Here is a 20,329-nt window from a genome sequence, read left to right as displayed (position 1 = left end):
GCTTCATGGATTCAAATCAGTTATGGCACTCAACCTATGATATGCTTCCGCTCGGCTTTTCAACGTTAGCGACTTCGGATGATGGGATATTATTTGCCGGTACAATAGGTTCAGGCGTGTATCAATTCTCCGCCCTTCGCTCGTGGGAACGCGTTTCCCAAGGTTTCCCTGAAGAAATTCAGATCAATCGACTTGATTGGGTAGATGCACAATTATTCGCGTCTACAAACCGTGGGCTGTATCGATTGGATGATGATGTTTGGCAAGCAACGTCATTACGCGCCCCCTGCTATCGCATACTAAGTTGGGGAGATCAGTTAGTATTAACGGATAATGGATTGATGTGTGGAAGTAATTGGAATTGGCTGCCGTACGCTTATCCTGGGAAGAAAGCATTCGATCTAATGGTCACACCGCATTTTCTTTTTCTTGGCTACGAAGAGGGCATCGCCTACTATGATGTGTTTATGAGCGAATGGTGGAGTGTCTCCATGGATCAGCCGATTAAGAGCTTGGCGGTATACAACCAGATGGTTCTGGGAACAACGGCCGATGGCGGTCTGGTACTGGGAAATAAAAATGGCGGTTTTCAACAAATACGGTTTGAAGGCATGTACATCTATCGCTTGGTAACCACTAACGGAGATGTCTACGCGTGCGCGAACACAGGTATTTATAAAATATCAGATTTAAAAGGGCGCATCATGCTTCGCTCGATGAGCATACAAGCTTCTGTGACGGACCTTCTGATATGGAACAATATGATGTTTATTTCCACGCTGAACTCAGGTATTCGGTATAGTACGTTGAATAGATCAGGTTTTCAAAGCAATTTGTAATGCCAATTATATAGGGCCTGTGAGTCTGTTTGTTTCTTGTTTGAAACGGCAGATCATAGGCTCTTTTTGCTATAACTATTGTCATAAGTCTGCTAGATTTAGAATAAGTAGTAATAGAGAAGAAAAGGAGGACCGCTTGTATGCTAACTTTAAAATCATGGACTAGTTTTTTTAACAGGGAAACACCTGAATTTTATAAAACCGTTAAAGTCCGTGCGCCTCGCGATTTTTTTAATCGGGCAGAAGTTTTTATTGAAGATATCCAATACACAACAAATGAAGATCTACTTGGTATGAATATAACGTTCCTCGTAAAACTATTATTTGATAATTTTCTTGATCACGTACGCCAAGATAAAGATTTGTACGATTACCTGTTGGATTTGAGAGAATCCTACAGTCATTTTTTAACCACGAATACTAACCTTCTAGGCAACAATCTGAGAGAGATAAATAGAGTTGCGAAGTTTCAATGGAGTTTATCTAACGTGTCTAGTATGACCGGTGCAAGAGATTATTTGACCCTTAACATAGACATCCATCCAAGAGAAGTCAACCGAATAGCCGTATTTTTCGATGATTGGGATTGTAAATACGAGATTCCATTGGATATGGACCTGAATGAGCTTTTGTCGTTGCTCTTTATTGAATTCATCACAGAAATAAGGAACGGACTTGCTGAAGAGACCAAAAAGGAGATTATTGCATCCATCTTAAAGAAATGGGAAGAGCATTAGCAAGATTCAAAATAAAACACGCACAATCCTTTTCGTACAATCCGGGACTGTGCGTGCTATTCGTTATTGACTTTAATTGGCATTTTGCAAAGCAAGAAGTTCATCTTTACTCAACTCTCTCACTTGCCCCAATTCTAAACTTGGATCTAACGCAAGTGGACCCATCGAAATTCGTTTCAAGTATACAACTTTTTTGCCTACGGCTTGAAACATCCGTTTCACTTGATGGAATTTGCCCTCCATGATTGTTAGCTCGATTTCCGAGGGCTCATTTTCAGTCTCTTTGCCGGTCTTCAAAATTCTCAAAATACCCGGAAGCGTTTCATAGCCATCGTCCAATGTAACACCTTGGGAGAATGCTTCGCGGTCCGATTCGCTTACCTCCCACTCCACTTTCGCGAAGTAGGTTTTGGGTACATGTTTGCGTGGAGAAAGAAGATTATGGGCCAATTTCCCATCGTTCGTTAGCAAAAGGAAGCCTTCTGTATCCTTGTCCAGACGTCCGACAGGGAAAACCTCGAATGGCGCATATGCCTTATCCAAAAGATCCACAACCGTGCGGTCGCGATTGTCTTCTGTGGCAGAGACGACCCCTTGCGGTTTATTCATCATGAGGTAAACGAACTCACGGTATAACACCGGTTCACCGTTTACAGTGATGATATCTGTATCGGGGTTCACCTGCATACCGCTGTCTTTGACTTTCACACCGTTGACGAAAATCGCGCCTTCTTTGGCGAGGCGCTTGAGTTCAGAGCGTGTGCCGATGCCCACATGGGCGAGTATTTTATCGAGCCTTTGTGTTTGTTTCATGACCGCTTAGGTCCACCTCCAGCCGGGCGGGTATTCGTTCTTCAGCATCCCGTCGTGCCATTTGCCCCAGCCGACGGGATGGTCTTCAATGCAGACCAGGCAGTAGCCTTTGGCTGCCTTGGTTACTTCCGGGTCGCGGATGATCTCGCTCTCCGCGACTTCGAGCGTCTCGCCCTTCAGGTACCGAAGGGCTCGCTCGTCGCTCGAAGCCAAGCTCAGCGCTCGCTTGGCTTCGCGCATGCGCAGTCCCATGGCTAGCGCATGGGACGGTTCGAATCGGCCGCGGTGCAGCGAGCCGATGTACCAGCCCGGCCGCACGACTTTCAGTCCGTGCAGCTCGGGCAAACCTGCCGGCGACGCATAAGCGTGCTCGCCGTAACACACGAGCCGCTCGGCGGCGAAGGGCTCGCTGCACAGCAGCTCGCCCGAGAACGCCTCCAGCGGCTCCAAGCTCACAGCCGCGCGAGTCGACGTCTCCGCGCGACCCTTCCGCAGCGCCTCACGGCCGCTGCGCTTCCCCACTACTGATGCCGACACAACGTCAGGATCACTCCCTGCATCTCCCTCAACAGTTGCCCCGTCCCGCCGCAACACAGCAACAAAATGCCCCTCACCCCGCAAACGATGCGGCCAAAGCCGAGCAGTCCCAGCCACAGCCTCCCGAGCGCGGTCAGAAAACTCCTCCTCACACCAAGGCGCCCGCAGCCAATCTGGCCTTCCAGCACCAAAACTCTCTACCGGAACCACATCAAACGCCGGATACTTGTCCAAAAACTCTGCGATCTGCGCTTCATTCTCCTCCGGTGAAAACGTGCAGGTCGAATATACAATCATTCCACCTGGTGCAAGCATTTGCGCAGCCTGACCCAGCAGCTCTCTCTGCATGCTAGCAAATTCCTGAACAGAATGACGCTCCCACTGCTGCATCATCTCTTCTTCTTTGCGGAACATCCCTTCACCTGAACAAGGCGCATCAATTAGTATTTTATCAAAATAGCCTTGGAAGACCTTTAACATCCGCTCCGGCTTCTCATTCAAAACAATAGCGTTTCTAACACCCAAGAGCTCAAGGTTTTTAACTAGTGCCTTCACACGATCGGAATGAATATCATTGACAACAAGTACCCCTTCGCCTTGAAGCTTAGCGGCTATTTGCGTTGATTTCCCTCCAGGCGCAGCACATAAATCGAGTACACGTTCCCCTGGGCGTACTTGCAGCAATTCTACAGGCGCCATCGCGCTTGGCTCTTGAATATAGTAAAGCCCAGCATGATAATAGGGATGCTTCCCCGGACGTTCACCTTCTTCATAATAAAACCCCTCGGAAGCCCAAGGCACTGCGCTTAGCGCAAACGGACTCTTAGCCAAAAAATCCGCCTTTTCCACCTTCACCGTGTTCACCCTTAAACCAAACGATCTCGGTTGGTCATACGATTCCAGAAATTTCTCAAATTCATTTTCACCCAGTAAATCAATCATTTTTTCTCTAAATAGGGCAGGCAGCTGCTTCGTCATCCGGACATCTTCTCTTTCATCTTTTAATATCGGTATTATAGCTGACTTGTCACCAAACAGCCAATTATTTTCAAAATACCAACAGGATATGCTATACTTTTTATAGAAGATAGTAGAAAGTAAACATTATAAAGAGGTGCATTCATGAAGAAGTTGCTTATTTATCTAGGCATTGTTCTTGTTTTATTTGGAGGCTTATATTTCGTTAATCAGCAGTCTACCAAATCTTCGGACAAAGCTAATGCAGGCAATCCCTATGGCGTTGCCGCATCCAAATTAAATCCGGAAACAGTGAAACAATTAACGGATCCGAACTACCAGAACCTTATTCTACCGAAGGATTTGGATCAAAGACTGAAGAACAAAGAAACATTTTTCCAATATTATTACGCTTCGACCTGTCCACATTGTAAAGTAACGACCCCAGTTCTTGTTCCGATACAAAAAGAGCTAGGTATTGATGTTAAACAGTTCAACTTGGAGGAATTCAAGGATGGTTGGCAGAAATATAAAATCGAATCCACACCTACACTTGTCTACTACAAAAATGGCGTAGAAGTCGAGCGCATTGTTGGCGGAGTTCCTGAGTCAGGCTCATCCGGGGGCAACACTCCTGAAACTTTCAAAGCCTTTTTCCAAAAGTATAAAGGTTAATCCTAAGTTAAAAGCAGCGGAGATCCCGCTGCTTTTTCTATTTTACTATCTTTTTTTTCGAAAAATAGCCAAAACGAGTATTAACAGAGGGATGACAAGCCCAAATGTCCCCGAATAGAAGACCCATATTTGGGTCGCGAACTTAATGAAATAAGTCGCATTAGGGTACGCAATAACCGAAAGCACGACTAATATCATCCCCAAAGGCAGATAAAGCTGCCGAACATCCCTCAGATTAAATACTTCACCGAAAGTCATCGTAGCTGCATAGAAGCATATGGAAAGCTTGAAGTAGATGGTAATAAACCAGATCCCTGCCATGAAGACCTCTAGACGTTCAAGGATGGAACCTATACTAATTTTTTTGGCTAAACTATAGCTCGGATACATTTGAACGGCTGTTAAACCATCTCCTAATACGAGAATGGATAAGAGCGATATGATACTTAATAAACTTCCACCAATGGAAACCCCGACTAGAAATGACCTCCCCAGTTTTTTCGTTGGTTTCACGAAAGGAATAATCATTAAGAAGACAACAAGCTCCAAATATGGAGTTCCAATAAGTGGAATTGCTGCACGTACGATAGGCTTCAATCCGTAGCCGAGAACGGGCTTCAAATAGTCCAATTTCATTTCGGTGGGGAGAAGAATGCACATAAGGAAGAAAAAAATTAATACCCATGGTAGGAAAATTTCCGAAGTCCGAGTAAATGTCTCCAGCCCATTTCGAATGCCAAGAATAATGACGCCTAAGAAGAAGATATGTGTGAATTGCAGTGGCGTGTCCACCAATACCTGTGTTGAGATAAAATCCCCAAGATTGCGAAGAACGAGTGCCGCAAGAATGAAAAAAAAGCAAAAGTAAAGTAAGGACACCGCTTTTCCCATCCACTTCCCCAGAAGTTCCTCACTATAAGCAACCAATGTTTGTTGGGGGAAGCGTTTTCCAAGTGCTTGATACAGGATAACTAACAATAAACCGACAAGTAGACCCAGAATTGCGGCAATCCATGCATCCTGCTTAGCCTCATAAGCAAGTCCCGAAGGAGCTATGAGAATGGAGCTGCCAACTGTAAACAGGATGGTAAGTATGGTAAATTGATGGACGCCAATTTTACCTTTCTCGATCATTGGATACACCTCTACTTTAGGATACCAAAAACAAATTCGCTGACAGGTTTATAGAAGTAGGTAATCAGGTCAAGCGGGTTAGGAAGTTTTACTCTAAGTATTAACAGGATACTGAAAAGGGTACCTGCAAACAGGAGAGAAAAGAAAATCCAGCTTTCTAAGACTAATTTTTCACGTATTAAAGCAGGTGCTTCAATTAGAGCGATGATGGAAGCAATGATCATATTCAAGAGAATCATCAACACTCGGATTATTCCTCCCCTGACCGCTCGATGATCGAATTATTCGTTGTTCCCAAACCACGAATGTGAACATCGGTGTCGATATTTACTTTTAACTTGGAGAATTCGTCCTCCCAATCCGATTTTACTTTCAACCAGGTCTTGGGGGAGACATCTTCTATGGCTTCTCCAAAGCCGAAAATATCAGCTTTGTTCTGTTTAGCCTTTTTAATTGCAGAAGTCATAAATTGTTTTAGCGTAGTTTTGGAGATTTGTTCTAATTCGTGGATGGTGTTAGGATCCAACAAATCGATCTGGCAATGAACTTCACTTATATTTTGCTCTATGAATAAGTTTATGTTAATTTCGGGCTTGCCGTTTACAATATGACCTTTAACTTTGGCATTTGTTCGGATGACTTCAATGGATAATGTTTCGCCTTGGGGACAGTTGAGATGCCCCATCGTACTTTTAACGTTTCCCATGATGTAGTTAAATCCTTTACTTTCTTCTTCGTTTAGCCAGTCGACCAGCTTATCCTTCTTAAATAGAGCAATTCCTGAATACTCCAAATAAGAGGTAGGAGTCGTTTCTGATAAATTAGTTTTCGACTTTCCTTTCTGCACTTCTCCTCGAATCCGAATTCCAGTCAGTACCGGATTTCTTGTAGGTTCTGCAAGGTTGGATATAAACCGATCCAGCTCAACGCTAACGGTCGGTGCCCACGCTTTTTCAGACGACTCTAGTGTTTTAAACATTTTATTAGCTGGAATTCTTTCTATTGGGGTCAAAATTTTAAGAACACTGGCTGCCGTCGTGTCTCTGGCAACAATGATATAGAAATCAGATCGAATTTCATGGTCTCTGGCGAGGCCATCCAAAACCTTGGAAACACCTTCACGTGCAAGCTCTTCACCAATTACGAGAATACGTAAATGAGAACCGAATATCTTCCGGGGAATCAATGTCGTCAACTTTCTTGCTGCTTCTAATGTTGAAACCCCCGTCGCTGAAAAGGTTGTAATTGAAGTCCCATAGCCACTCCCTTTTTTAGCTGCAACTTCGCTTGGGTTCACAATCTGTGCTGTAACTAGATAATCTTTTCCACTTTTATCGAATCCTACACCAACCGTGATAGCAAGATCATTTAATTCATGTCGATCCCAACACCCGGAGAGCACGACGCCTACTAAGATAAGTGTACAAAGAATACGACCTAATCTTTTCATCAGGCAGAGCCCTCCTCCCTTTTACTTCCTTGTTGGTTTCGTTGTTGGGGTATTATTTTCCCGAATGTTATTTTTTTGACTAATGAAACGTGGTCTAGAGAATAGCCCCCATTGAGGGAATCTAAGAATGGTATCTTTCTGATCATCAAGGACAAAAGGCGCCATAGGAGCCATATATGGCACCCCGAAGGAGCGCAAGCTGCATAAATGTTGGACCATCGCGATTAAACCAACGGTGATCCCGAATAAACCAAACGTTGCGGCAAAAATCATCAGAATAAACCGAATGATACGGATTGGAATGCCCATGCTAAAAGCCGGGATTACAAAGTTTGAAATCGCTGTAATGGCAACGACAATTACCATTGCCGGGGAAACTAGCCCAGCATCCACAGCGCCCTGCCCAATAACCAAGGCACCTACGATAGATACTGCTTGGCCTACTGTTTTTGGGAGACGGACACCAGCTTCGCGCAAGATTTCAAAGGTAACTTCCATAAGAAGTGCCTCAACAAAAGCTGGAAATGGTATGCCTTCTCGCTGCGCGGCTAAGTTAAACAGGAGTGAGCTGGGCAAGAGCTCTTGATGAAATGTTGTTATAGCGATATAGAACGAAGGAGCCATCAAAGAGATAAAGAAGCATATATATCGCAATATGCGGATAAGTGTGGCAAATTCAGCCCGTTGGTAATAATCTTCAGCGGATTGGAAAAACTGGGTGAACAGTGCTGGTGCCTCAAGCACGAAGGGTGTTCCATCTACCAGGATGGCCACGCGACCCTCAAGCAATCCTGACGCGATTACATCGGGGCGTTCTGTATTGTATAGTGTTGGAAACGGCGTGAAGGTTTCATCCTGAATAAGTTCCTCGATATTTCCGCTTTCCAAGATCCCATCAATATCAATTCGTGCAAGCCGGAGACGTATCTCTTCAACAATTTTGTCATTTACGATTCCATTTATGTACATAATGGACACTGTGGTTTGAGTAACTTTGCCAATCACCATGGTTTCTAACCATAAATTGGGGCTCTTAATACGTTTGCGAATGAGGGATATATTCGTGCCGATCGATTCCGTGAATCCATCACGAGGACCTCTTACTACGGATTGCGTTGAAGGCTCTTCCACAGAACGCATATCTCCGCCAGCTGTATTCACTGAAAGTGCAAGTGCATAGCCATCGATTAGAATAACAGTCTCACCGGATAACATATTCTGGCACAATACTTGAAAATCTTCGATCGTTTTGACTTCCCCACAGGCATGAATGCTGTTCCTAATCAAATCTGGTGAATCATAGAAACCGGTATTTATGGCTTCGATGAGCTGGGTTGTTCCTGTAAGTAGAGCATTTGTCACTTCTTGAAAAAATGATTTATTAACCAATTGATCTAAGTATACATAGCCAATTTTATTGGTATTTTCGGCATCCAGGCATAACTCTCCGGTTACTATATCAGAGCTATGTCCAAAAATCGATTTGATCTGAGCGATGTTCAGTCCAATATCAAGATAAAGGCTTTGGTGCAAAATAGGCTGTTCCATTGGCTCCCTCTCCTGTGGAAGGGGGAGAGTGGTTTTCTTTCTGTTAAATAGTTGATGTAGCGTTTTCGTCCAAGATTTCATGAGCTCGCCACCACCAAATTCATAGGAATAACTATGTCTTATGGAAAAGTTTTCCCACTTCCCTTAATTTTATGTATGAAAGGCCAGGTGACTCATTCTACGCAAAAAAGAACTTCTTACACCGCAAGGTGGGAAGTCCTTTCTCTATTTTCGCCTCAAAAACTTAACTACTCGCACTGGTATAATGGCGTAAAGCGATCTTCCATAACGCCCTGGTCAATCCGAAACAAACTATTGCAATCCCAACACTCCAAAAGACTTGCCATCCACTGATTCGACCAATGAGCGCTGCTGCTGGGAATGTCGTTATGAAAGCAATCGGAAATATATAGGTTAATGTGAATCGTAATAATCCTTTATAGACCGAAACTGGAAACCGTGCCGTTTCAAAGAACGAACTAAATAAATAGGACAAGTTATCTACTTTAACAGCCCAGAAAGAGAACATCATCATGCCCATCCAAAGCGAATAGACCACAACCAAAGATGCAAGGAAAACAATGACAAAGCGAATAAGCTCCACAACACTAGGAACAGCGTTCAGCTCCACGAGTGCGTAAGCCGTCAAGCCCAAGCCAAGAATAATATCGGCTAATCGCCAGAAAACCAGATGTCTAAAACTAATGTAAAATTGGCTGTCAACTGGTTTCGTAAGGATGAAATCCAAAGTCCCTTTACGGATATGACTGACGAGACGAGACATATTCGGCTGAAGGATAAACTCAATAAATCCATGTACAGCATTGAAAATACCTAGAAGCACCAACACCTCATAGAAACCCCAGCCGCCAATCTCCTGTGTTCGATAAAAGTATACTTGAACGGTCAAGATCGCCATGAAGAGCCAAAATACAGTGGATAGGAGATTTGCGGCAAAATTAGCTCTATACTCGAATTCTTCGACTAAACATGCCCTCATAAACTCCCTAAATAGTCGTATGTACTTGATCACTTCGCACCGCCCTTCCTCATCCGCCCACAGCGCCATACTTCTTCATGCCTTGTCTCCACAACAAACGAAACGTAACAAGAAGGACAATTAACCAAGTAAGCTGTATCGCAAAGTTCTGAATGATGGCTGATGAGCCAAGCTCAAGCTTGCCTGTTAGCAGCTCAACTGGAAACCCGACGGTTCCATAGAAAGGAAGCCATACTGCCATTTTTTCAACCCAAGAAGGAAACATACTCAGTGGGGCTAATCGTCCAGCAAGAAACAAATGAACACCCTCATACAAACTATAAATCGCATTCGCTCTATTCGTCCAAAAAGCCATCAGACCAAACTCGAAACCAATTAGAAAGCGGATTGCAGAGGAAAGTACGATAGCGAAGAAAGAGAGTGCAATTATTTCCAAGGAAATAGTCAACCTAAACATAGGGACAAACGCGGCAGCTATCGCCCATGCAGGTATTAGCAAAACAGCAAAAAACAACTTATATACGAGGTTTTGAGAGATACTCCAGTGAACCGGATGGAAGGGTCGTACGATCTTAGTTGAGAGCGACCCGTCCTGAATGCTGGCATCCAGCTCCCACACATCCCATGTACTCGTCAATCGATCTACAAGCAGTACTCCCAGGAAATACACCATATAATCATGAGCTGTATAGCCACCAATGGAATTGTTATCGCTTATCGAGAGCCAAACAGCCATACTGACAAGCGGTTGAATGAATGCCCCTATCATCCAAATGAGCGATTCACTCCGGTAGGCAAACATAACAGCCCATTCAACTCGAAGCAGCATGCAATATTTTTGCCAAAATAAAGCTAACGCCTTCATGGTCCTTAACTTCCCCCTTCGGTCCCCGCTTCAAAGGCTTGTGCGATCACCGATTCCATGGAAGGATCTTCAATGGTCAAATCCAATACCGTCAAATGGGTTAATAATCGAGCTGAAAGTTCAGAAACTTGCTCTCTCGGCACATCTATTTCCACATTTGGAAACGCATAATGAAATAACGTCCCTAACCCTTGGGTTACATCGATTAGCTCTGACTCCTTAACCCGCTTAGCCAATTGAAGACGAATACGCTTATTAGGCGCATACTTGTCAACCAGTTGGGAAATAGCACCATCGTAAAGGAGTCGACCTTTTCCAATCACCAACACTCGCTCACATAATGCCGTAACATCCGCCATATAGTGGCTTGTCAGTAAAATGGTTGCCTTATATTTACGGCTGTAATCCTGAATGAATCGGCGCATCACTTCCTGCATATTCACATCGAGGCCAATCGTCGGCTCATCTAGAAATACAATGCGTGGGCGATGCAGCAGCGCTGCTGCCAACTCACACTTCATCCGCTCCCCCAACGAAAGCTGTCTAACTGGTTTGCGGATAACTTCTTCCAACTGGAGCAACTGCACTAAGTCTCCTAAGGTTTCTTCATATTCCCGATCAGGTATCTCATAGATGACTTTATTAACAAGAAACGTTTCCGCTGCGGGTATGTCCCAGATAAGCTGACTTTTCTGTCCCATGACTAGCGAAATTTGTTTCTTAAATTCTTTTTTTTGTTGAAAAGGAACAAAACCGCCCACATTCACTTCACCACCTGAAGGATGCAGCAGTCCAGTTAATACTTTCATTGTAGTCGTCTTACCAGCCCCATTCGGGCCAAGAAAAGCCACAATTTCACCTTCAGGTATGGAAAAGGAAACATCGTCCACAGCTTTAACTGTGCGGAACTTGCGGTGAAACAAGCTTTTCAAAGATGCCATGAATCCAGGCTCTCGCTCATGTACTTGATAATATTTGCTCAGCTGACGAACCTCAATCATGGCCTTCCTCCTCTTCATGCCCAGGGGGGTTCAGCTTCAATTTCGCAAGAAGTTCAACCAGCTCATCATCTAGGATATGAATATTGAGGTCATATGGAGCGAACGGTTCTTCCTCTATACGCAGAAGCTTTTTTAAGTACTCCCCACTATCTCGGATCAATCTTTCCAAATCTATGCCGAGCGTATGTGCAGGGTATGGCGCTAGCTTATTTAGTCCTGCGCTAAAGAGCTTGATGGAACCGCTTACGTTTCCATTCGCATGATGATAAAGGCCCACTGCAACCTGCAGTAGACCTTGGTATAAGGGGCTTCGGCCTTCCTCCAGCCAAAGCTCCTCCATCACTTCATGACATTCGAAATAGTCTCGCTGATCATTGAAATAGTATAAGTAAGCCACATATAAACGATCATAGGTACTCATAGATCAGTTATTGTCTCCTTTTTTCGCTCTGGCGATTGCAGCCTCAATATCGGACGACAGATCACTCAAACCTTCTTCCGTCTCCCATATCTCATTAAACCTCAGCTGAAATTGAGCGGCTTCCCGAACTCTATGATAGAAATAAAGTTCCTGAATGTTATTGAGTACGATATTAACCAAATTCGAGTTATCCTCAAACATCTTCTGAGACGCAACAATCTCACCACGAATGCTGGACATTTCCTGATCTAATAGATAAGCAGCCTCGGCTGCTTTACTAAGGCGAGCTCTAACCTCAACTGGCAATTGTTCTTTATATTTATAATTCAGAGAATGCTCGATCGTCGCCCAGAAATTCATGGCGAGTGTCCGAATTTGCACCTCAGCTAATATTCGTTTCATACCTAAAGCGGTTTGAACGGGATATTCGATAATAATATGAAAGCTGCGATAGCCACTCGGTTTCTTATTGGCAATATAATCTTTTTCGTAGACTACATTCATATCCTGTCTGCTGCGAATCAGCTCGGCCAAACGATCAATGTCTTCTACAAACTGACACATAATCCGAATCCCAGCGATATCCTCGATACCGGACTCTAATTGATCCATCGGGACACTCAGGCGTTTCGCTTTCTCCAGTACACTTGATATCTTTTTGACTCGTCCCGTTACGAATTCAATAGGTGCATACTCTTCTCTACTCTTGAGTTCGCCACGCAATGTCTTGAATTTTACTTTTAGCTCCTCCACCGCTTGTTCATAAGGCAGGAGAAATTTCTTCCAATCTCGTCCATCCATCCTTTTATCCTCCATTCTGAATGAAGTCAGTGCTGATCTGCGCCGATTGCCTGGGAAATATGTGTATATCCGTCTCTCCTCAGCAAATCTAGAAGACCTTTATTCAAGCTTGTAAGCATCCCAGGTCCTTCATAAATAAAGCCCGTATACACTTCAACTAAGCTTGCTCCTGCCCGTATTTTGTCATAGGCATCTTGCGCAGTAAATATCCCTCCGGAACCAATAATCGGCAGTTTGCCTTCCGTCAGTTGATAGACACGTCTAATGACTTCCGTTGTTCGCTGCGTTAGAGGCTTTCCGCTAAGTCCGCCTGCTTGCTCGCGATTAGGGTGGACTAGTCCTTGTCTGCTGAGCGTTGTGTTCGTGGCGATAATCCCAGAAATACCGCTATCTTTAATCGTATGCACGGTTAATTCAAGCTCTTCATCCGTGAGATCCGGCGCAATTTTAACCAATACAGGTTTACCTGAATGACCATTCTTCTTCTCTTGAAGCTGCATTTCCGTTGTAACTGCATCAAGCAATCGCTTCAAATCGTTCCCATGCTGTAAATTACGCAAATCCGGTGTATTTGGTGAGCTTATATTCACAACAAAGAAATCACCATATGTATATAACTCCCGAATACATGCTCGATAATCCTCTTCGGCCTGTTCATTCGGTGTCGTCTTATTTTTACCTATGTTAATAGCTACGGGTATGTCACGTTTACCTGTCTTCCTCAGGTTTTTTGCCATCATGTCTGTACCTACATTATTAAAGCCCATTCGGTTGATAAGCGCCTTGTCTTCCGGAAGACGAAATAGCCGCGGCAGCTCATTGCCCGGTTGTGGCTTTGGTGTAATTGTACCTACTTCCATGAAACCAAAGCCTAGTTGTGAGAATCCCTTTACAGCCTTGGCATTTTTATCTAAACCAGCTGCCAGACCTATTGGATTCGCGAATTGTAGTCCCCATAATTGTTGGGCCAAGAGTGGTGAATAGGGCACTCCATACATGGATTTAAGTAATTGCTTCCCACCTGGTAAGCTCCCTAAAGCACTTAGCCCGTCAATCGTAAGATGATGCGCCTTCTCCGGATCCATTCGGAACAAGATTGGTTTTCCTAACTTCTTATACAGCATGTCCTATGCACTCCGTTCTCTAATGACTCTAACAGTCAGTTTAGCTGACAACGTACAAATATGCAATCCACTGAAAGGCATTTCGCCTCTATTTCAAACAAAAAATCCCTGCTCCATGAAGGTTGCAAGGGAATCCAGATTAGCTATTTAACCACCTATGCTTCGGTACGTTGCAGCAGTCGTTCCAGATGCATCGTCAAGTAACCCGTTTCATCGTCAGGCACTTCTAATTGGAGAGAATCACTCAGCATGAGAGATAATACCTTCGCCTTCACATAGGTGTCTCCATACTCCTCTTTAATCTTTTCAAGCAGCGAGTTCTGGAGTGTCTTTTTTTGTTTGACCCGTTCAATAACACCTTTTAAATGACTAATGAACCGCAGCGTTGAGAATGAATCATCGAAATTAAAGCCCAATTCTTTGGCTGACTCAATCGTTTGCGATACGACTCTAACTACCGCTAAGGAATCAGAAGCTTGCTCTTTTTTGCGTGCGCCATTGAAATGCATGGCCAAGAAGGCAACTTCATCTTCCGGCAATTTCACATCCAAATGATCATTGAGGAAATCTACGGACTTCTTGGCTACTTTGTATTCCTCAGGATACATATACCCAATTTCATAAGCAAATGGATTCGTGATGAAAATACCGCGCTTTTGTCGTTCGACCGCAAAGTTAATATGATCGACCAACGAGGCGTGGATCGTTTCAGAGAAGTCGCCTTCCAGCATGCTTTGCGCATAAGCGATGACTTCCTCCGTAATCCCGATAATTTTCAAATCAACCGCATTCAGAATTTGTTCGTAGTTTTTAAGAACTTCGGATGTATGCAGGAGAAATTCTTGTGTGATTTCGCCTTCACTAATGAGCATTCCTGGCGTTTTTTTGAATCCAATTCCTTTACCAAAAGCAATTGAATTTTTCCCTGATGTCAAATGTGCCATCACCACATTATGGGACAGTACATGAATGATCGTCCGTTCAATCATAAGACACCTCCGCGTTCTTAGGCTTGTCCTGATTTGTCTTTTTGCAGGTGAAGCAAGGGCTTTATACTTTCTCTAATTTGTTCCGATTCCGTACCAAAAACAACGTGTACATTTCCTTTACCAAGTCTGATAACCCCAATAGCACCAAGGTTTTTAAGCTCGCTGTCCATAACTAAATTTTCTTCACTCACCAAGAGGCGTAGTCGTGTAATGCAAGCATCTATCGAGATAATGTTAGAAGGTCCGCCAATATGTCTTAGAATGCTAGTTGGACGGTCTTCTTTCGTTTCTTCGATGGCCTCCGTGGCATCTTCTGTTTCAAACTGAACAGCTTCGTCCTGAGCGGGCACTTTGAATGGAAAGAAATGAAGATAGGTCCGAAATACGACATAATATAGGAAGAAGTACCCTATTCCAACTAAAACAATCAAATAAGGATTCGTAGATTGATGCCAGCTGAGAACGAAATCAATAAATCCGGCTGAGAAACCGAATCCCATTTTCACCTGAAGCATATTCATTATCACCATGGAAAAGCCAGTTAAGACGGCATGTATCAGATATAAACCTGGTGCTAAGAACATAAAAGCAAACTCAATTGGCTCTGTTATGCCTGTTAGGAAGCTGGTTAATGCTGCACTAAGCATCACAGGAACAACAAACTGACGATTAGAAGATGAACTTTTAATTAAAGCTAAGGCTGCAGCAGGAAGCCCAAACATAATTACGGGATAAAAACCTGTCATGAATAGTCCCGCTTCTGGATCTCCAGCAAAAAATCGGGAGATATCGCCATGCAGCAATTTACCCGTTGGCGTGATATAATCTCCAATTTGAAACCAAGCTATATTATTAATAATATGATGCAAACCCGTTGGGATCAGAAGCCGGTTCATCATTCCGTAGATGAATACGCCAATGTTCCCGTTATCAACGATCCATAAGCCGATTACACTTATGCCCTTCTGAACTGGAGGCCAGATGAAACCCATCAACACTCCTAGAAAAACCATGACCAAAGATGTAATTAACGGAACGAATCGTTTGCCACCGAAAAATCCGAGCGCCTTGGGCAGCCGGGTATGTTGGAACCTGTTAAAGAACGTGGCAGATAGCATGCCAACGAGCATACCGCCTAGAACACCCATATCCAGCCGTTCCGCAGAGTCAGTCCCCACTTGAAAATGCTTTAAGACATTGTCGAACACTAGATAGCCAACCGCAGCAGCAAGTGCCGCTATCCCGTCTCCAGACGTTAGTCCAATGGCTATACCAATTGCAAATATGAATGGCAAATTATCAAAAATCGCACTTCCGCCTAACTCGAAAATCTGTGCCACCTGCATAAGAAATGGATCACTAAACGTCATTTTCCCAATACGTAAAAGAATGGATGCCGCCGGCAGCACCGCAATCGGAATCATCAATGAACGTCCTATTTTCTGCAATATATACATAGCTCTCATGTCATGTTCCCCTATAAAAGCCTACAAGTTTGGCCGTTTCTTGTTTGCTCTTTCCTATCCCAATTATAGTAGAAAGAACACCCTCCCGGAAGGATAAAATCCTCTAGGATAAGGTGTTTTTTCTATGCAACCGAGTATACAGTTATTTCACAGCACCTGCAGTAATTCCACTTGCAATTTGACGTTGAAAGATCATATACACAATCAACGTTGGAAGTGTCGTTATTAGCAGACCTGCGAATAACGGTCCCCACTCAACTCGATACTGCATCTCTGCCTGCATAACAGCAAGACCGATTGGAAGCGTGTACTTGGTTGGTTCATTGGTCAAGACAACCCCTAGGAAGTACTCGTTCCAGTTATTCAGCATATTTGTAATCATCACCGTGATTAGACCCGGTTGAGACAAAGGCAGCATAACGCGGAAGAACGTACCGTAATGGGAGGTCCCGTCAATAATCGCCGCTTCTTCAATTTCTTTTGGCAGCGATTTGTAGAATCCTACAAGTAAGAAAATTCCAAAAGGAAGATTGAGTGCCGCATAGACCAGAATTAATCCTAACCATGTATTAATTAAATGCAAATCATTCAATAAGAAGAACAATGGAATCAATGCTAGCGCGAACGGTATCATCATGGACGAGATGTAGATCGTTAGGAGGATTTTGTTCCCTTTAAAATCATACCTAGCTAGGATATAAGCAGTCATTGCTGCAAGAATCATACCCAGAAGGGTACTTCCAACCGTTACAACAATAGAGTTCATGAAATAAGTGCTAAAATTATATTTGCTCCAAACATAGGAGAAATTTGACCAAAGCAGCGGGAATTTAGGCAATGCCCACGGGGCATTTAAGAAAAATTGCTCATTATTTTTGAGAGCATCGAGCAGTGTCCAAATCAATGGATACAGGACGGCGACGCTCCAAATAAGAAGAATGATCCAGACAAACATTTTGGCTAACGGGTTTTTGATGATCATACGATGGTTCCCCCTCCTTCAGTATCTATTTCTAGGATGACTTTAATGCATTTCGATTGTTTCTTGGCGCATAATACGCTGCAGAACAAGGGTAGTAATCAGTGAAACGATTAGGATCATGACACCGATGGCTGCTCCATAACCGAAATGATATTGTTGAAAAGCCATCCGATACAGATAAGATCCCATAACTTGGGTCGTATTATCAGGCTGTCCGCCGTTTGTCATTAATTGAACAATGACGAATGACCCATTGAGTGTCGTAATGACAATATTCACAATGGAAACCTTAATTTGCTCCCAGATGAGCGGCATGGTAATGTTGCGGAATTGCGACCATTGACCCGCTCCGTCTATATTAGCTGCTTCATAGTAGGAAGCAGGAATATTCACGATTGCAGCAATCATCAAGATCATATAGAAGCCGATACCAGCCCAAATCGTTGGGGGTAATAGCATCCAGATCGTATGCTGTGGAAATCCTAACCAAGTAATATCAACTTTATTTCCTGTGAATAGTGATAAGAACGCATTCAGGAATCCAATTTGTGGATTATAGATGAAGTTCCAGAGCACACCAATAACAACAACGGAGATCACATTTGGGATAAAAAATATGGCGCGGAAGAAACCAGAGCCTCTCAGCTTGAAACGAGTTAAGGCAACTGCGAAGAACGTCGCCAGAATCATAATGCCAATGACTTTACCTACGACTAAAAAATAATCATTCCCGATGGCTCTAAGTACAATGGGATCCTTAAATAATTCAACGAAATTATCAAACCCAATAAACGTGCTATTCTCTGACATTCCGGACCAATCATAGAATGACTTCTGCAAAGCCTGTATAACAGGGTAGATCGTAAACACACAGAAGAAAAGAAAAGTCGGAATGATGAATGAAGCGATGAACAAATTCCGTTTCCACATTTTCGAGTTGGTCTTCATTCTATCCTCACCGTCCTATCATTAAAATGGCGGAGAACTCCTAAGGCTAATGCCTTCCTTGTTCTCCGCACTGCTTCATTCAGTTCCTATTTCTTTTGTTTCGCTACGACATCTGTTACACGTTTTACCCACTCTTCAGGCGTAATTGTACCAATTGTCAATGCCACTGTTGCATCTTGCATCGCTTTGTCAACGTCTGCCGCGAAGGAGACTGTTGGCACTACAACTGTTTCAGGAGATGACAAGAATTTCGCCGCATCTTTAACGAAGTTAGGTGCTTTGGAGGAGGAGATGTCACCTTTTACGTTAGAAGGAGCACCACTCAACTCAGCCCACTGGGAAGCTTGTGTTTTAGAGAATACGAATTGCATAAACGCTTTTGCTGCTTCTTTGTTTTTCGCTTTTTTCGCAATTGCAAAAGTAGACGTAGACGTATTCGCTACAGCTTTTCCACCTTTATCTTGTGTGATGGACGGAATGAATCCGAAATCAAAGGAGGCTGGTACGTCTTTGGCCATTTCGTTTGGCAGCCATAGACCGTTCGGGATAAAAGCATCTTTATGCTGCAGGAACAAGGATTGGGAATCCGTGTGGTTGATTTGCACGGATGCTTTATCGATGTAACCTTTGTCACGAAGCTGAACGATTTTATTAAGACCTTTAATGATAGCTGGGTTTTTCCAAGCTTCTAGATTATTTGTAGACATGTCTTGCAGCAATTTGTAGTCATTATTGTTAGCAGATACGATAGCTGGAAGTAATACACCACCGTTGATGTAGTATGGATATTTACCCGTATGGATGAATGGATTAATTCCAGCACCTTTAATTTTCTCACTTACCGCTAGGAATTCTTCGAAATCTTTTGGCTCTACCCAACCTTTATCTTTGAACAGGGCTTTATCGTAGAAAATACCCCATGAGCTCATTACGAATGGAACGTTGTAGATTTTACCATCAAACTCTTGTGGTTTTTGAGCAAGCAAATCAATAATTTTCTCGCCGTCAACGTTTTTAGCATCTTTAATCCAATCCGTCAAATCTTCAAGCTGTCCGTCTGTAACCATTTGGCGATCGAACAATTCAGGTCCGTCAATGTATACGAAATCAGGTGGAGTACCAGCGATCCAACGGGGTTTCATTTGCTCGTTGATTTTTGGTCCCGCACTTTCTTTAATTTTCAGATCAGGGTTTGCTGCTTGGAAATCAGCAATAACTTTTTTCCACCATTTGTCGCCATATCCGCCAACAAAATACTGGATCTCAAAATCACCGGTTAATTTTTTGGGACCAGCAGCTGTTGGAGCCGCTGAAGCCGCTGTAGTCGGCGCAGCCGATGCAGCTGGTTTTGTTGTTTCAACTGGTGTAGATTTACCACAACCTGCTGCTACAAGTACCATAGATGCAGCCAAGCCCATTGTTGACCATTTTTTCATATTCATGTGTTCATCTTCTCCCTTTTTTAATAAGTCTGATGGTTATTTATGAAGTAGCGTAGTCTTAAATTTAACTTTCCTTGTAGTTTGCGCTACCAACCCCCTTCAGGTTTCCTCATTTTTGGCAAAAATAAAAAGGGCATAGTTATAGAAGAAGACTTACATTCTTCAATAACTAATGCCCTTACGGTAACATGTTATTAAAACTGACATATTCAATTGATATTAGCATTTCGCGTGATTAAATCTTACAATAAAATGACATGGTCGTCAATACTTGAATTATTATTCATTTAAACATTCATATTCTATGAATGACCCTACTTATGCTATGATAGAACCATATTCTTTAATCCCTAAGGAAAAGGTGATTCCAATGTCCAAACGTAAACCGATCATGTCCAATCGTAGAGCCAAAGAAGAAGTTAATAAGAAAGCGATCATTTGGACAGGATCCATTTTGCTTGTTGTCATCATTACTATGACGTTACTGATCATTTTGGACAAATGATTAGGAAAGAACTGATTGAAATCATCACATTTTGAATTGTAATCGCTTTCTCCATCGTTGTCAAGATTAAAACTTTGGAACGCTAGTACAACATA

The 20,329-nt window shown here is 43.2% G+C and carries 21 protein-coding genes; 4 read left to right on the top strand and 17 right to left on the bottom strand.

Annotated features, from left to right (window positions below; translation table 11 throughout):
• Window positions 1-5 precede the first annotated feature (5 nt).
• Window positions 6-839, top strand: a complete 834-nt coding sequence (locus tag GC098_RS01730; protein WP_171640378.1) for a beta propeller repeat protein — start codon at window positions 6-8, stop codon at window positions 837-839.
• Between the two features lie 140 nt (window positions 840-979).
• A complete protein-coding gene (locus GC098_RS01725; protein WP_171640377.1) occupies window positions 980-1,576 on the top strand; it encodes a hypothetical protein in 597 nt (198 codons plus the stop codon).
• Window positions 1,577-1,648: 72 nt separating this feature from the next.
• Here GC098_RS01725 and GC098_RS01720 read toward each other — a convergent pair whose 3' ends face one another.
• Both GC098_RS01720 and GC098_RS01715 read right to left on the bottom strand, forming a co-directional pair.
• On the bottom strand, window positions 1,649-2,389 hold the full coding sequence (locus GC098_RS01720) for a pseudouridine synthase (protein WP_171640376.1): 741 nt from the start codon (window positions 2,387-2,389) through the stop codon (window positions 1,649-1,651).
• A 6-nt stretch (window positions 2,390-2,395) separates the two neighbouring features.
• Window positions 2,396-3,904 carry an RsmB/NOP family class I SAM-dependent RNA methyltransferase gene (locus GC098_RS01715; protein WP_171640375.1) on the bottom strand — a complete coding sequence of 503 codons (1,509 nt, stop codon included), beginning with the start codon at window positions 3,902-3,904 and terminating at the stop codon, window positions 2,396-2,398.
• A 144-nt stretch (window positions 3,905-4,048) separates the two neighbouring features.
• Here GC098_RS01715 and GC098_RS01710 point away from each other — a divergent pair, with 144 nt between their 5' ends.
• Window positions 4,049-4,558 (top strand): thioredoxin family protein, encoded by a 510-nt coding sequence (locus tag GC098_RS01710; RefSeq protein WP_171640374.1) that lies wholly within the window; start codon window positions 4,049-4,051, stop codon window positions 4,556-4,558.
• Between the two features lie 45 nt (window positions 4,559-4,603).
• On the opposite strand, the gene GC098_RS01705 is transcribed toward GC098_RS01710, so the two are convergent.
• From GC098_RS01705 to GC098_RS01635, 15 genes are all read right to left on the bottom strand, one after another.
• On the bottom strand, window positions 4,604-5,692 hold the full coding sequence (locus GC098_RS01705) for a GerAB/ArcD/ProY family transporter (RefSeq protein WP_171640373.1): 1,089 nt from the start codon (window positions 5,690-5,692) through the stop codon (window positions 4,604-4,606).
• An 11-nt stretch (window positions 5,693-5,703) separates the two neighbouring features.
• The gene (locus tag GC098_RS01700) at window positions 5,704-5,937 is read right to left on the bottom strand and encodes a hypothetical protein (RefSeq protein ID WP_171640372.1); all 234 of its coding nucleotides are present in this window, start codon (window positions 5,935-5,937) and stop codon (window positions 5,704-5,706) included.
• Window positions 5,938-5,942: 5 nt separating this feature from the next.
• Window positions 5,943-7,142 carry a Ger(x)C family spore germination protein gene (locus GC098_RS01695; RefSeq protein WP_171640371.1) on the bottom strand — a complete coding sequence of 400 codons (1,200 nt, stop codon included), beginning with the start codon at window positions 7,140-7,142 and terminating at the stop codon, window positions 5,943-5,945.
• A gap of 21 nt (window positions 7,143-7,163) precedes the next feature.
• The gene (locus tag GC098_RS01690) at window positions 7,164-8,771 is read right to left on the bottom strand and encodes a spore germination protein (RefSeq protein ID WP_376773762.1); all 1,608 of its coding nucleotides are present in this window, start codon (window positions 8,769-8,771) and stop codon (window positions 7,164-7,166) included.
• 163 nt (window positions 8,772-8,934) lie between these two features.
• Complete coding sequence (locus tag GC098_RS01685; protein ID WP_171640406.1) at window positions 8,935-9,723, bottom strand: ABC transporter permease; 789 nt, start codon at window positions 9,721-9,723, stop codon at window positions 8,935-8,937.
• Between the two features lie 16 nt (window positions 9,724-9,739).
• The gene (locus tag GC098_RS01680; RefSeq protein WP_171640368.1) at window positions 9,740-10,555 is read right to left on the bottom strand and encodes an ABC transporter permease; all 816 of its coding nucleotides are present in this window, start codon (window positions 10,553-10,555) and stop codon (window positions 9,740-9,742) included.
• A gap of 5 nt (window positions 10,556-10,560) precedes the next feature.
• On the bottom strand, window positions 10,561-11,556 hold the full coding sequence (locus GC098_RS01675) for an ABC transporter ATP-binding protein (RefSeq protein ID WP_171640366.1): 996 nt from the start codon (window positions 11,554-11,556) through the stop codon (window positions 10,561-10,563).
• Entirely contained in the window at window positions 11,549-11,977 is a 429-nt protein-coding gene (locus tag GC098_RS01670) for a DUF309 domain-containing protein (RefSeq protein WP_171640364.1), read from the bottom strand. Before GC098_RS01670 ends, GC098_RS01675 begins: the two co-directional genes overlap by 8 nt.
• Window positions 11,978-11,980: 3 nt before the next feature.
• The gene (yjbM, locus tag GC098_RS01665; protein WP_171640362.1) at window positions 11,981-12,778 is read right to left on the bottom strand and encodes a GTP diphosphokinase; all 798 of its coding nucleotides are present in this window, start codon (window positions 12,776-12,778) and stop codon (window positions 11,981-11,983) included.
• A gap of 26 nt (window positions 12,779-12,804) precedes the next feature.
• Window positions 12,805-13,902: a quinone-dependent dihydroorotate dehydrogenase gene (locus tag GC098_RS01660; protein WP_171640360.1), complete on the bottom strand. Its 1,098-nt coding sequence runs from the start codon at window positions 13,900-13,902 to the stop codon at window positions 12,805-12,807.
• A 155-nt stretch (window positions 13,903-14,057) separates the two neighbouring features.
• Window positions 14,058-14,891: a PRD domain-containing protein gene (locus GC098_RS01655; RefSeq protein WP_171640358.1), complete on the bottom strand. Its 834-nt coding sequence runs from the start codon at window positions 14,889-14,891 to the stop codon at window positions 14,058-14,060.
• A gap of 17 nt (window positions 14,892-14,908) precedes the next feature.
• On the bottom strand, window positions 14,909-16,357 hold the full coding sequence (locus tag GC098_RS01650; protein ID WP_246320905.1) for a PTS transporter subunit EIIC: 1,449 nt from the start codon (window positions 16,355-16,357) through the stop codon (window positions 14,909-14,911).
• Between the two features lie 142 nt (window positions 16,358-16,499).
• A complete protein-coding gene (locus tag GC098_RS01645) occupies window positions 16,500-17,339 on the bottom strand; it encodes a carbohydrate ABC transporter permease (protein WP_171640356.1) in 840 nt (279 codons plus the stop codon).
• A gap of 42 nt (window positions 17,340-17,381) precedes the next feature.
• Window positions 17,382-18,269: a carbohydrate ABC transporter permease gene (locus GC098_RS01640; protein ID WP_246358359.1), complete on the bottom strand. Its 888-nt coding sequence runs from the start codon at window positions 18,267-18,269 to the stop codon at window positions 17,382-17,384.
• A gap of 104 nt (window positions 18,270-18,373) precedes the next feature.
• Complete coding sequence (locus GC098_RS01635; RefSeq protein ID WP_171640352.1) at window positions 18,374-19,729, bottom strand: ABC transporter substrate-binding protein; 1,356 nt, start codon at window positions 19,727-19,729, stop codon at window positions 18,374-18,376.
• A gap of 370 nt (window positions 19,730-20,099) precedes the next feature.
• On the opposite strand from GC098_RS01635, the gene GC098_RS40705 reads away from it, so the two are divergent.
• The gene (locus tag GC098_RS40705) at window positions 20,100-20,234 is read left to right on the top strand and encodes a hypothetical protein (protein ID WP_281366891.1); all 135 of its coding nucleotides are present in this window, start codon (window positions 20,100-20,102) and stop codon (window positions 20,232-20,234) included.
• Window positions 20,235-20,329 lie beyond the last annotated feature (95 nt).

It is taken from the genome of Paenibacillus phytorum (assembly GCF_013141715.1).
Classification (GTDB): Bacteria; Bacillota; Bacilli; order Paenibacillales; family NBRC-103111; genus Paenibacillus_E; species Paenibacillus_E phytorum.
The sequence above is the reverse complement of the archived record's forward strand: the minus strand, read 5'-3'. Positions and strand labels throughout refer to the sequence as shown.

Bases quoted from the DNA above. Each gene is read 5' to 3' on its own strand.
- GC098_RS01640 (WP_246358359.1), bottom strand. From the start codon at position 18,269: ATGTGGAAACGGAATTTGTTCATCGCTTCATTCATCATTCCGACTTTT.
- GC098_RS01655 (WP_171640358.1), bottom strand. From the start codon at position 14,891: ATGATTGAACGGACGATCATTCATGTACTGTCCCATAATGTGGTGATG.
- GC098_RS01670 (WP_171640364.1), bottom strand. From the start codon at position 11,977: ATGAGTACCTATGATCGTTTATATGTGGCTTACTTATACTATTTCAAT.
- GC098_RS01690 (WP_376773762.1), bottom strand. From the start codon at position 8,771: ATGAAATCTTGGACGAAAACGCTACATCAACTATTTAACAGAAAGAAA.
- yjbM (WP_171640362.1), bottom strand. From the start codon at position 12,778: ATGGATGGACGAGATTGGAAGAAATTTCTCCTGCCTTATGAACAAGCG.
- GC098_RS01645 (WP_171640356.1), bottom strand. From the start codon at position 17,339: ATGATCATCAAAAACCCGTTAGCCAAAATGTTTGTCTGGATCATTCTT.
- GC098_RS01695 (WP_171640371.1), bottom strand. From the start codon at position 7,142: ATGAAAAGATTAGGTCGTATTCTTTGTACACTTATCTTAGTAGGCGTC.
- GC098_RS01660 (WP_171640360.1), bottom strand. From the start codon at position 13,902: ATGCTGTATAAGAAGTTAGGAAAACCAATCTTGTTCCGAATGGATCCG.
- GC098_RS01725 (WP_171640377.1), top strand. From the start codon at position 980: ATGCTAACTTTAAAATCATGGACTAGTTTTTTTAACAGGGAAACACCT.
- GC098_RS01730 (WP_171640378.1), top strand. From the start codon at position 6: ATGGATTCAAATCAGTTATGGCACTCAACCTATGATATGCTTCCGCTC.
- GC098_RS01710 (WP_171640374.1), top strand. From the start codon at position 4,049: ATGAAGAAGTTGCTTATTTATCTAGGCATTGTTCTTGTTTTATTTGGA.
- GC098_RS01720 (WP_171640376.1), bottom strand. From the start codon at position 2,389: ATGAAACAAACACAAAGGCTCGATAAAATACTCGCCCATGTGGGCATC.
- GC098_RS01650 (WP_246320905.1), bottom strand. From the start codon at position 16,357: ATGAGAGCTATGTATATATTGCAGAAAATAGGACGTTCATTGATGATT.
- GC098_RS40705 (WP_281366891.1), top strand. From the start codon at position 20,100: ATGTCCAAACGTAAACCGATCATGTCCAATCGTAGAGCCAAAGAAGAA.
- GC098_RS01705 (WP_171640373.1), bottom strand. From the start codon at position 5,692: ATGATCGAGAAAGGTAAAATTGGCGTCCATCAATTTACCATACTTACC.
- GC098_RS01675 (WP_171640366.1), bottom strand. From the start codon at position 11,556: ATGATTGAGGTTCGTCAGCTGAGCAAATATTATCAAGTACATGAGCGA.
- GC098_RS01715 (WP_171640375.1), bottom strand. From the start codon at position 3,904: ATGACGAAGCAGCTGCCTGCCCTATTTAGAGAAAAAATGATTGATTTA.
- GC098_RS01635 (WP_171640352.1), bottom strand. From the start codon at position 19,729: ATGAATATGAAAAAATGGTCAACAATGGGCTTGGCTGCATCTATGGTA.
- GC098_RS01680 (WP_171640368.1), bottom strand. From the start codon at position 10,555: ATGAAGGCGTTAGCTTTATTTTGGCAAAAATATTGCATGCTGCTTCGA.